Source organism: Bradyrhizobium sp. B117 (assembly GCF_038969555.1).
Lineage (GTDB): Bacteria > Pseudomonadota > Alphaproteobacteria > Rhizobiales > Xanthobacteraceae > Bradyrhizobium.
This window is the reverse complement of record NZ_CP152414.1, coordinates 6,824,016-6,835,316: the sequence shown is the minus strand read 5'-3', so window position 1 is coordinate 6,835,316 and position 11,301 is coordinate 6,824,016. Positions and strand designations below refer to the sequence as shown.

The following is an 11,301-nucleotide window of genomic DNA, read 5'->3' as shown; positions in this document are numbered from 1 at the left end:
CCGCTACTCCGCGGCTTCGGCCGGCGCGATGCGGCGGGAATGCCGCGCCTGCGCGTCATAGGCCTTCTGCCAGTCGGACGGGCCGTTCGAGGGCGAGATCTGCACCGCGGTGACCTTGTATTCGGGACAGTTGGTCGCCCAGTCCGAATAGTCCGTGGTGATGACGTTGGCCTGCGTGTCCGGGTGGTGGAAGGTGGTGTAGACGACACCCGGCGCAACGCGGTCGGTGATCTCCGCGCGCAGCGTGGTCTCGCCGGCGCGGCTCTTCAGCCGCACCCAGTCGCCGTCGCGCACGCCGCGCTGCTCGGCGTCGTGCGGATGGATCTCGAGGCGATCCTCGGCATGCCAGACCACGTTCTCGGTGCGCCTCGTCTGCGCGCCGACATTGTACTGGCTGAGGATGCGGCCCGTGGTCAGCAGCAGCGGGTAGCGCGGGCCGGTACGCTCGTCGGTCGCGACATATTCGGTGACGACGAACTTGCCCTTGCCGCGGACGAAGCCGTCGATATGCATCACCGGCGTGCCTTCGGGCGCCTTCTCGTTGCAGGGCCACTGCACCGAGCCGAGCTCGTCCAGCTTGGCGTAGGAGACGCCGGCGAAGGTCGGGGTCAGCGCCGCGATCTCGTCCATGATCTCCGAGGGGTGGCTGTAGTTCATCTCGAAGCCCATCGCCTTGGCAAGGCCAATGGTGACCTCCCAGTCGGCCAGGCCGTTCTTCGGCGTCATCACCTTGCGCACGCGCTGGATGCGCCGCTCGGCGTTGGTGAAGGTGCCGTCCTTCTCGAGGAAGCTCGAGCCGGGCAGGAAGACGTGGGCGTAGTTCGCGGTCTCGTTCAGGAAGAGGTCGTGAACGATGACGCATTCCATCGCCGACAGCGCCGCCACCACGTGGCTGGTGTTGGGATCGGACTGGAGGATGTCCTCGCCCTGCACGTAGATGCCCATGAACGTGCCTTCGACCGCGGCGTCGAACATGTTGGGGATGCGCAGGCCCGGCTCAGGGTTGAGCTTGACGTTCCACAGCGCCTCGAACTGGTCGCGCACGGCGTCGCCCGAGATGTGGCGGTAGCCCGGCAGCTCGTGTGGGAACGAGCCCATGTCGCAGGAGCCCTGCACGTTGTTCTGGCCGCGCAGCGGGTTCACGCCGACGCCGGGACGGCCGATATTTCCGGTCGCCATCGCAAGGTTGGCGATCGCGATCACGGTGGTCGAGCCCTGGCTGTGCTCGGTGACGCCGAGGCCGTAATAGATCGCGCCGTTGCCGCCGGTGGCGTAGATGCGGGCGGCTTCGCGCAGATCCTTCGGATTGACGCCGGTGAGGATGGCCGTGGCTTCCGGGCTGTTGTTCGGCTGCGCGACGAAGGCCGCCCATTCCTCGAACTCGGCCCAGTCGCAACGCTCGCGCACGAAGGCTTCGTTGACGAGGCCTTCGGTGACGATGACATGCGCCAGCGCGGTCATCACAGCGACGTTGGTGCCAGGCATCAGGGGCAGGTGCAGCGCCTTCACATGCGGCGATTCCACCATCTCGGTGCGGCGCGGATCGATCACGATCAGCTTGGCGCCCTGGCGCAGCCGCTTCTTCAAGCGCGAGGCGAACACCGGGTGCGCGGAGGCCGGATTGGCGCCGATCACCACGACGACGTCGGTGTCCTCGACCGAATCGAAATCCTGGGTGCCGGCCGAGGTGCCGAAGGTGGTGGCGAGGCCATAGCCGGTCGGTGAATGGCAGACGCGGGCGCAGGTGTCGACATTGTTGTTGCCGAAGCCGGCGCGGATCAGCTTCTGCACCAGATAGGTCTCTTCATTGGTGCAGCGGGAGGAGGTGATGCCGCCGATGGCGTCACGGCCATACGTCTTCTGGATGCCGCGCATCTTGGCGGCGGCAAACGTGAACGCCTCGTCCCAGGACACTTCCTTCCAGGGATCCTCGATCCGGTCGCGGATCATCGGCTTGAGGATGCGTTCCTTGTGATTGGTGTAGCCCCAGGCAAAGCGGCCCTTGACGCAGGAATGGCCGCGATTGGCCTTGCCGTCTTTGTACGGCACCATGCGCACCACTTCCTCGCCGCGCATCTCGGCCTTGAAGGCGCAGCCGACGCCGCAATAGGCGCAGGTGGTGACGACGGAGTGCTCGGGCTGGCCGATCTCGATCACCGACTTTTCCGTCAGCGTCGCGGTCGGGCAGGCCTGCACGCAGGCGCCGCAGGAGACGCATTCGGAGCCGAGGAAGCTCTCGCTCATGCCCGGCGAGACGCGGCTGTCGAAGCCGCGGCCGGAGATGGTCAGCGCGAAGGTGCCTTGCACCTCCTCGCAGGCGCGGACGCAGCGCGAGCAGACGATGCACTTGGAGGGATCGTAGGTGAAGTACGGATTGGACTCGTCCTTCGGCATCCAGTGGTCGTTGCTGCAGCCGTTCGTCTTGGCGAAGACGTGGTTCTCGCCCTCATAGCCGTAGCGCACGTCGCGCAGGCCGACGGCGCCGGCCATGTCCTGCAATTCGCAGTCGCCGTTGGCGCCGCAGGTGAGGCAGTCGAGCGGGTGGTCGGAGATGTAGAGCTCCATCACGCCCTTGCGCAGCTTCTTCAGCCGCTCGGTCTGGGTGTGAACCACGAGACCGTTCATGACCGGCGTGGTGCAGGACGCCGGCGTTCCGGCGCGGCCCTCGATTTCGACGAGGCAGAGCCGGCAGGAGCCGAATGCATCGACCATGTCGGTGGCGCACAGCTTCGGGATCTGGTGGCCGGCATCCATCGCGGCCCGCATGATCGAGGTGCCCTCGGGCACCGTCACCTGATTGCCGTCGATGGTCAGCGTGACCATCGTTTCCGATTTGGAGCGCGGCGTGCCGTAGTCGATTTCCTCGATCAGAGACATTGTCGTTCTCCTATTCCGCGGCCTGAAGCGTGGTCGGGGCCGGGACAAAATCCTCCCGGAAGTGCTTCAATGCGCTGAGCACGGGGTAGGGCGTGAAGCCGCCGAGTGCGCAGAGCGAGCCGAATTTCATGGTGTTGCAGAGGTCCTCGACGAGCGCGAGGTTTTCGCTGACGCGCTCGCCATTGATGATCTTCTCGATGGTCTCGACGCCGCGGGTCGAGCCGATCCGGCACGGCGTGCACTTGCCGCAGGATTCGACGGCGCAGAATTCCATCGCAAAGCGCGCCTGCCTGCGCATGTCGACGCTGTCGTCGAACACGACGATGCCGCCATGGCCGATCAGGCCGTCGCGCGCCGCGAAGGCCTCGTAGTCGAACGGCGTGTCGAACAGTGCGCGGGGGAAATAGGCGCCCAAGGGGCCACCGACCTGCACCGCGCGGACCGGGCGGCCCGTGAAAGTGCCGCCGCCGATGTCGTCCACGAGCTCGCCGAGCGTCACGCCGAACGCGGTCTCGTAGAGGCCGCCGTAGCGGATGTTGCCGGCGAGCTGGATCGGCATCGTGCCGCGCGAGCGGCCCATGCCGAAATCGGCATAGGCCTTGGCGCCTTCGGCGAGGATGAAGGGGATCGCGGCGAACGACAGCACGTTGTTGATGACGGTCGGTTTGCCGAACAGGCCATGATGCGCCGGCAGCGGCGGTTTTGCGCGCACGATGCCGCGACGGCCTTCGAGGCTCTCCAGCAGCGAGGTCTCCTCGCCGCAAACGTAAGCGCCGGCGCCGACGCGCACTTCCAGATCGAAGCTGTGCGTCGAGCCGTCGATCTTGTCGCCGAGATAGCCGCCGCGCTTGGCCGCCACGATGGCGGCGTTCATCGCCTCGACCGCATGCGGATATTCGCTGCGGATGTAGATGTAGCCCTTGGTCGCGCCGACCGTGATGCCGGCGGTGGTCATGCCCTCGATCACCAGGAAGGGATCGCCTTCCATGATCATGCGGTCGGCGAAGGTGCCGCTGTCGCCTTCGTCGGCGTTGCAGACTATGAACTTGCGGTCGGCCTTCGCCTGCGCGACGGTCTTCCACTTGATGCCGGTCGGGAAGCCCGCGCCGCCACGGCCGCGCAGGCCGGACGCCGTGACTTCGTTCAGGATCGCGTCAGGGCCGAGCGAGAGCGCGCGCTCAAAACCCTTGTAGCCACCATGGGCGCGGTAGTCGTCGAGCGAGCGCGGATCGATCACGCCGCAGCGGGCGAAGGTGAGGCGGGTCTGGCGCTTCAGCCAGGGGATCTCGTCGGTGGCGCCGAGCCGCAGCACATGCGGCTTGTTGTTGGCAAGCGCGTCGAGCAGGGAGGGCACGTCGGCTTCGGTCACAGGTCCGAAGGCGATCCGGCCCTGCGGCGTCGCGACCTCGACCAGCGGCTCCAGCCAATACAGGCCGCGCGAGCCGGTCCTGACGATCTCGACCGCGACGCTGCGCTTGGCGGCAGCCTGTTCCAGCGCCAGCGCGACCTCGTCGGCGCCGACGGCGACCGCACCTGCGTCGCGTGAGACGAAGAGACGCATGCTCATCGCTGGGCCTCCGCAACGAGTGCATCGAGGCGCTTCTCGTCGAGCCGGCCGATGAGGCGGCCGTCGAGCATCGCCGACGGCGCAGTCGCACACAGGCCGAGACAGTAGATCGGCTCCAGCGTGACGCGATCATCGGCGGTCGTATTGCCGAGCGACACGCCAAGCTTCGACTCGGCGCGCGCGGCCAGCGCGTCGCCGCCGGCAGCCTGGCACGCTTCGGCGCGGCACAGCTTCAGCACATGGCGGCCGGCCGGCTTGTGGCGGAAATCATGGTAGAAGGTGAAGACGCCGTGGACCTCGGCGCGCGACAGATTGAGCGCCTGCGCGACCATGGGAATCGCCGCCTCCGGCACGTAGCCGAACGCTTCCTGAAGCGCATGCAGGATGACGAGCGTTGCGCCCTCCTGCTTCGCATGTTCGGCGATGATCTCGGCGCCGCGCGTCTCGTCCCAGGACTCGTAGCAAGGCTCGTGAAGCGTTGTCATTATTCGTTCTCAACCAGAGCGTTTCTCCCTCGCAAACTATTTGGAATCATTCGAAGATCAATAAAGCTGTCTCATGCTGCGATTGCGAATTCTGATCGATTTGCAACCGCAATCGGTCGATACGAAATGGTAATGAAAGTTGTATCGGCTGCCGGTTTTTGCGTGTTGGTGCAGGCCCGACATGCTAGCTTGCATGCCACGACAGAATTCGAGGGGACGTCCGGTTGATCGACAAGCTTGAACTGCTGCTGGCGCTGGCAAAGGAACGGCATTTTGGTCGCGCGGCAGAGGCCTGCGGCGTGACCCAGCCGACGATGTCGACCGGGCTGAAGCAGCTCGAGGAGATCCTCGGCGTGATGCTGGTCCAGCGCGGCTCACGCTTCCAGGGCTTCACGCCTGAAGGCGAGCGGGCGCTGGACTGGGCGCGGCGGATCGTGGGCGATGCCCGCGCCATGCGCGACGAGATCAACGGGCTGAAGCACCAGCTCTCCGGCGAGATCCGCATCGCGGCGATCCCGACCGTGCTCGGCATGGTGGCCGCGCTGACGACGCCGTTCCGCGCCCGGCATCCCGAGGTGCGCTTCCGCATCCAGTCCACCACGTCATCTGAGGTGCTGGGGCTGCTCGAAAATCTCGAGGTCGATGCGGGGCTGACCTATATCGAGAACGAGCCGATCGGCAAGGTGCGCACCATCCCGCTCTACAACGAGAGCTACCGTTTGTTGACCGCGCCCGATGCGATGTTCGGCGACCGCGAGACGGTGACGTGGACCGAGGTCGGGCAGGTGCCGCTGTGCCTGCTCACGCCCGACATGCAGAACCGCCGCATCATCGATCGCGCGCTGCGCTCGGTCGGCGCCGAGGCGACGCCGACCCTGACCTCGAACTCGCTGCTGGTGCTGTTCACGCATGTGAAGACGGGGCGCTGGGCGAGCGTGATGCCGGCCAAGCTCGCCGAGACGCTCGGCCTCTCCGACACGGTGCGTTCGATCCCGATCGTCGATCCCGAGGTCAATTACAGCATCGGCATGGTGATCCCCCAGCGCGATCCCATGACGCCGCTGATCGCGGCGCTGGTCAATGTCGCGCGTGAGGTCGCGCCCTCGCTGCAGCTTTAGGCGGCCGCCGATATCCCGCACGCGGCCTTGACGGCGTCGCGCGGCAGGGTGACGCGGACGACGGTGCCGACATCGATCTTCGAGCGCAGCCGCATCGAGCCGCCGTGCAGCTGCGCCAGCGAGCGGGCGATAGCGAGGCCGAGGCCCGAGCCGTGATAGGTCTTGGTGAGCTGGCTCTCGACCTGCTCGAACGGGCGGCCGAGCCGCGCCAGCGAATGCGCAGCGATGCCGATGCCGGTGTCGGCGATCATCAGCACGACCTTGTCGTCGAGCTGCCGGCTGCGCACCACGACGCGTCCGCCGTCGGGCGTGAACTTCACCGCGTTGGACAAGAGATTGACGATGATCTGCTTGGTGGCGCGGCGATCGGCGACGACGGAGATGGATTTCGCGATGTCGGCGTCCAGCTTCAGGTGCTTGTCCTGGGCACGGCCGGTGACGACGCGCAAGGATTCCGCCAACGTCTGCGCCAGATCGAGCTCTTCCATGTCGAGCTTCATGCGCCCGGCCTCGATCTTGGACATGTCGAGGATGTCGTTGATGACCTCGAGCAGGTAGTGGCCGCTGGTCAGGATGTCCTGGCAGTATTCCTGGTACTTCTCGCTGCCGAGCTCGCCGAACATGCCCGAGCCCATGATCTCGGAGAAGCCGATGATGGCGTTGAGCGGCGTGCGCAGCTCGTGGCTCATATTGGCGAGGAATTTCGACTTGGTCTGGTTGGCTTCCTCGGCGCGGGTCTTCTCGCGCTGGTACTTCTCGGCGAGATCGGCGAGCTCGACCGCCTGGCGCTCGAGCGCCGCCTGCGAGCGCTTGAGGTCGATGACGGTGGCGCGCAGGCGCAGATCGTTGTCGACCAGCTTCTGCTCGTGCTCCTTGATGCGGGTGATGTCGGTGCCGACCGAGACGTAGCCGCCGTCCTTGGTGCGGCGCTCGCTGATGTGCAGCCAGCTGCCGTCGTCGAGCTGCGCCTCGAAGGTGCGGGCGCCCGGGCCTTGGGCACCGGTCTCGTTGTGGCGGGTGCGCACCTCCGGCATGCGGCCGACCTCGAGCACGGTCTCGTAGGAGGTGCCGGGGATGACGGCGCTGTCGGGCAGCTTGTGCAGGCGCTGGAAGTGCGAGTTGCAGAGCACGAGGCGGTCGCTGGCGTCCCACAGCACGAAGGCTTCCGGGATCGTCTCGATCGCGTCGCGCAGGCGCAGATCGGCTTCCACGGTCTTCTCGGCGAGGCTCTTCTGCTCGGTGATGTCGACGGCGATGCCGATCAGGTGCACGCTGGAATCGGTCGCCCCGCGCGTCTTCTCGCAGCGGACGCGGAGCCAGATCCAGTGACCGTCGACATGCTGCATGCGGAAGGTCTGGTCGATGTGGTCGATCTTCTCGGAGATCAGCTGGTCGGCGATCTCGAACAGGTCGATGTCGTCGGATTTCACCAAGGCGTTGACCTCACCGAAGGTGAGGAGCTCGTTGCGGCCGTCGAGGCCGAGCATCGAGAACATCGATTGCGACCAGAAGATCCGGCCGCGCGACAGGTCCCAGTCCCACAATCCGCAGCGGCCGCGGTTGAGCGCGGTGTCGATGCGGCCGCGCACGGCGTCGTTGATGAGATCGCCCTCGCGGGCGCGGGTGGACTGCCAGTGGAAGGCGAAGCCGAGGATCAGGACGACGAAGCCCGTGGTCGCCGACAGCGTCACCGAGAGCGCGGCGTCCGAGCCCCAGATCGGCTCGTTGCGCTCCTGGATCACTGTGACGAGGCCGGGCAGCGACTTGATCTGGCGCGAGATCGCCATCGCGGCATTGCCGCTCGGCAGCGTCATGTCGGAGACGTTGTTGTCGCGCAGCGGGGCGGCGAGCAGCTGCGCAGTGGTGATCGCATCGAGCAGGCGGTCGTTGCCGGCGGGATCGCTGTCGATCGGAATGCGGGCGAGGATGCGGCGGTCGATGCCGGCCGAGGTGACGATGACATGGCGGCCCGCGGCCAGGCCCCAGGACGGAATGAGGTCGGGCAGCAGCGTCGGCAGGTTCTCGATATTCTTCAGCCGCTCCTGACGCGAGGCGGTGAGGCGATCGATGCGTTCGGCGAGCAGGTCGGCGAGCGCCGAGATGTCATGCCGGATCACCAGCCGCTTCTGCCGCGTCTGGTCGACGACCTGCACGAACGCGCCGAGGCAGATGGTGATCAGGAAGGCGATGATGAGCGTCGGCACGGCACGGCGCAATGCCGGCTCCGCGATCAGCAGCCGGTGGTAGGCAGGTTTCGCGATCGATTGCGCCAATCCCTTGATCGAATCGGATTGGACGCACGCGTTCGCGGCGTCTGCACGCGACATGCCTTCGGCCCCCTGAAAACTGCTCGGAAGCGGCCCCACGTCGCTTCCGAATCACATCGATTTGAATCCAGTTTTGCCGGGCTGTCGAGAGTCAACGAATCGTTAACGCGAAATTATTCTTATCCAACGGGCAGTTCGCGCATCGTAGGTGCGCAAACTCACGGGGGCGAGGAGTCCGAAACGAGAACGTGTGACTCCGCACGCATTCCATGTCACGCGCGCGGCGGTTCGGCGTGACTGATGACGCGCTTCACGCTCGGGAACGCGCGGCGCAGCGCGCGCTCGATCGCGTCGACATGCTCGTGCACCTTGATGACGCTCATCGACGGCGCGGCGCGGCAGTGGAAGTTGACGATCTCGCCGGCGTCGGTGTTGCGGACGCGCACATTATGGATGTCGTGGATCTCGCCTTCGCCGGCGAACTCGGCCAGCGCGGCGGCGATGGTCTGCACCCGCTCAGGCGCGGCGTCGACGCCGAACGGCAGTTCAGGCTCCAGCGGCTCGATATGGACGTCGACCTCGACGTCCTCGCCGAACTCCTCCTGGATGCTGCGCTCCAGCGTGTTGGCGATGTCATGGGCGGCCTCGAGCTGCATCTCGGCGTCGACCTCGAGGTCGATGCTGACGATCAGCTTGGCGCCGAGATCGTGCACCGTGACGTGGTGGATGGCGAGGCCGGAATTGTGCGCGATCACCATGATGCGGTCGCGCACGGTCTCGTTGTCGCGCGCGACGGGGACCGGGGTGAAGGTGAGGTCGGCATCGCCGAACGCCTTGTCGACGGCGGCCTGCGCCTCGCGCTTGATCTCCTCGATCCGGTCGATCGGGTAGGTCCGCGGCACCTTGGCGATGGTGTCGATGAAGGTGGTCGCCCCGACCATGCGCACGCGCAGCCGCTCGACATCGATCACGCCGGGCACACTGCGGATCGCGGCGGTGGCCTTCTCCTGCGCGCCCTCGGGGGCGCGGTCGACCAGCGTCTGCACGGTCGAGCCGGCCATGCGCAGGCCGAGCAGGGCGATCATCACCGCGACCGCGGCGGCGGCCGCGGCGTCGCCCCACCAGAAGCCGAGGGCGGCGAGGATCAGGCCGACGATCACGGCGAATGAGCCCATCACGTCGGAGGCGAAATGCAGCGCGTCGGCGGCGAGCGCCTGGCTCCTGGTTTCCCGGGCGGCCCGGTGCAGGGCGCGGGCGCGCCAGAGATTGACGACGACGTCGATCACCAGCACCACGAACGGCACGGCCGAGATGGTCGGCGGCGGGGTTCCCTCGCGCAAGCGGCTATAGGCCTCGACCAGGATGCCGCCGGCGAGCACGTAGAGCAGGGCGGTGACGCCGAGCGCGGAGATGCTCTCCAGCTTGCCGTGGCCGTAATGGTGCTCCTCGTCCGCCGGCTTGTCGGAGACCCGCACCACCGCCCAGGTGATGATGGTCGCGACCAGGTCGATCGAGGAGTGCAGGGCCTCGGAGATCAGTGCGAGCGAGCCGATCGCGATGCCGACCACGAACTTGGCCGCCGCCATGCCGCCGCTGGCGAAGATCGAGATGGCCGCGACCGAGGTCTTGTTGTGCTGGGAAGTCATGGCGGGGGATGTAGCAGGGTGAGATCGAACATCAAGCGACGATCCACAGCTATAGTCGCAAGTGAGTTGCAGGAGCGAAGCTATTGCGAATGCTTCCGAATTGAATGGTGGCGACTTGTCCTTGCTCAGCTCTCATAGGGTGGGCAAAGGCGCATAGCGCCGTGCCCACCGTTCTTCCCCGATCAGTGACGGATGGTGGGCACGCTCCGCTTTGCCCACCCTACGGGACTTGCTCCGTCATGCCCGGGCTTGTCCCGGGCATCCACGTTCTTCGTGCCAAGCCGCCAAGACGTGGATGGCCGGGCCAAGCCCGGCCATGACGAACGGAGAGAGCGGCGCACTCCAGGTCTGGTCCACTGCCACCGCTACAAGGTCACCACGATCTTCCCCAGATGCTTGTTCGCCTCCATGTGCTCGAACGCCTTGTCGATGTCGTCGAACCCATAGACCTTGTCGATCGGCAGCTGCAGTTTTCGCGATTCCACCGCGCCCCAGATGTCCTTCCGGACCTCCTCGAAGATCTCGCGGACCTCCTCGATGGTCCGGGTGCGGAAGGTGACGCCGATATAGGAGATGCGGCGGGCGGCATGCAGGTCGAAGTTGAAATCGGCATGGGTGCCGCCGAGCCGGCCGACATTGACGATGCGGCCCAGGACCTTGGTCGCGGCGAGGTTCTGGCTCGCGACCTTGCCGGAGACCTGGTCGACGATGAGGTCGACGCCTTCGCCGCCGGTCGCCTTCAGCACCTCCTCGACCCATTTGGGATCGGAGGAATCGACCGCGAGGTCGGCGCCATATTCCTTCAGCCGGCCGCGGCGATAGGCATCGGTCGAGGAGCCGATCACGAGCCTTGCGCCCTTCAGCTTGGCGATCTGCATCGCCATCAGGCCGACGCCGGAGCTCGCGCCCTGGATCAGCACGGCCTGGCCCGGCTGCACGCCGCCGACGGTGACGACGGCATTGTGCATGGTCGCGAGCGCGACGGGCAGGGTGGCGGCCTCCTCGAAATTCATGTTCGAGGGAGCGCGGAACAGCCGGCCATGGTCGGCCAGCGTATACTCGGCAAACGCCGCGCCGCCCGATCCCATGATGCGGTCGCCGACCTTGACGCCCTTGGCGTCCGGTCCGAGCTCGACGACCTCGCCCGCCCATTCCATGCCGAGCACGGTGCCGACACCGCCGGCCGCGCCATGGGCGTGGCCCTTGCGCATGCCGGTGTCGGCGCGATTGAGCCCACAGGCACGCACGCGGACCAGCACTTGCGTGCCTTTAGGCTTAGGTTGAGGAACGTCGGAAATCTGAGCGCCCTCAGGGCCGTAGACGTAAGCCTTCATCAATTGC

The 11,301-nt window shown here is 66.3% G+C and carries 7 protein-coding genes; 1 reads left to right on the top strand and 6 read right to left on the bottom strand.

The window, feature by feature from the left end; all coding sequences use genetic code 11:
- Positions 1–3: 3 nt before the first annotated feature.
- Genes fdhF through AAFG16_RS33205 form a run of 3 tightly spaced genes read right to left on the bottom strand, consistent with a single transcriptional unit; the run spans position 4 to position 4,929 of the window.
- Positions 4–2,877 carry a formate dehydrogenase subunit alpha gene (gene fdhF, locus AAFG16_RS33215; RefSeq protein ID WP_342732088.1) on the bottom strand — a complete coding sequence of 958 codons (2,874 nt, stop codon included), beginning with the start codon at positions 2,875–2,877 and terminating at the stop codon, positions 4–6.
- 10 nt (positions 2,878–2,887) lie between these two features.
- Positions 2,888–4,444: an NADH-quinone oxidoreductase subunit NuoF gene (locus AAFG16_RS33210; RefSeq protein WP_342732086.1), complete on the bottom strand. Its 1,557-nt coding sequence runs from the start codon at positions 4,442–4,444 to the stop codon at positions 2,888–2,890.
- Positions 4,441–4,929 carry a formate dehydrogenase subunit gamma gene (locus AAFG16_RS33205; protein WP_342732084.1) on the bottom strand — a complete coding sequence of 163 codons (489 nt, stop codon included), beginning with the start codon at positions 4,927–4,929 and terminating at the stop codon, positions 4,441–4,443. The genes AAFG16_RS33210 and AAFG16_RS33205 overlap by 4 nt, the downstream gene beginning before the upstream one ends.
- A gap of 224 nt (positions 4,930–5,153) precedes the next feature.
- Between AAFG16_RS33205 and AAFG16_RS33200 the strand changes: the two genes are divergently transcribed.
- Positions 5,154–6,047: a LysR family transcriptional regulator gene (locus AAFG16_RS33200; protein ID WP_211401157.1), complete on the top strand. Its 894-nt coding sequence runs from the start codon at positions 5,154–5,156 to the stop codon at positions 6,045–6,047.
- Here AAFG16_RS33200 and AAFG16_RS33195 read toward each other — a convergent pair.
- From AAFG16_RS33195 to AAFG16_RS33185, 3 genes are all read right to left on the bottom strand, one after another.
- Positions 6,044–8,374 carry an ATP-binding protein gene (locus AAFG16_RS33195; protein ID WP_283080675.1) on the bottom strand — a complete coding sequence of 777 codons (2,331 nt, stop codon included), beginning with the start codon at positions 8,372–8,374 and terminating at the stop codon, positions 6,044–6,046. The genes AAFG16_RS33200 and AAFG16_RS33195 overlap by 4 nt on opposite strands.
- Positions 8,375–8,586: 212 nt before the next feature.
- Positions 8,587–9,960: a cation-efflux pump gene (locus AAFG16_RS33190; RefSeq protein WP_342732078.1), complete on the bottom strand. Its 1,374-nt coding sequence runs from the start codon at positions 9,958–9,960 to the stop codon at positions 8,587–8,589.
- 365 nt (positions 9,961–10,325) lie between these two features.
- A complete protein-coding gene (locus AAFG16_RS33185) occupies positions 10,326–11,294 on the bottom strand; it encodes a zinc-binding dehydrogenase (RefSeq protein ID WP_283080673.1) in 969 nt (322 codons plus the stop codon).
- Positions 11,295–11,301: the final 7 nt, after the last annotated feature.

Excerpts from the sequence above, each read along its gene's own strand:
- fdhF (WP_342732088.1), bottom strand. The coding sequence starts at position 2,877 with ATGTCTCTGATCGAGGAAATCGACTACGGCACGCCGCGCTCCAAATCG.
- AAFG16_RS33210 (WP_342732086.1), bottom strand. The coding sequence starts at position 4,444 with ATGAGCATGCGTCTCTTCGTCTCACGCGACGCAGGTGCGGTCGCCGTC.
- AAFG16_RS33205 (WP_342732084.1), bottom strand. The coding sequence starts at position 4,929 with ATGACAACGCTTCACGAGCCTTGCTACGAGTCCTGGGACGAGACGCGC.
- AAFG16_RS33195 (WP_283080675.1), bottom strand. The coding sequence starts at position 8,374 with ATGTCGCGTGCAGACGCCGCGAACGCGTGCGTCCAATCCGATTCGATC.
- AAFG16_RS33190 (WP_342732078.1), bottom strand. The coding sequence starts at position 9,960 with ATGACTTCCCAGCACAACAAGACCTCGGTCGCGGCCATCTCGATCTTC.
- AAFG16_RS33185 (WP_283080673.1), bottom strand. The coding sequence starts at position 11,294 with ATGAAGGCTTACGTCTACGGCCCTGAGGGCGCTCAGATTTCCGACGTT.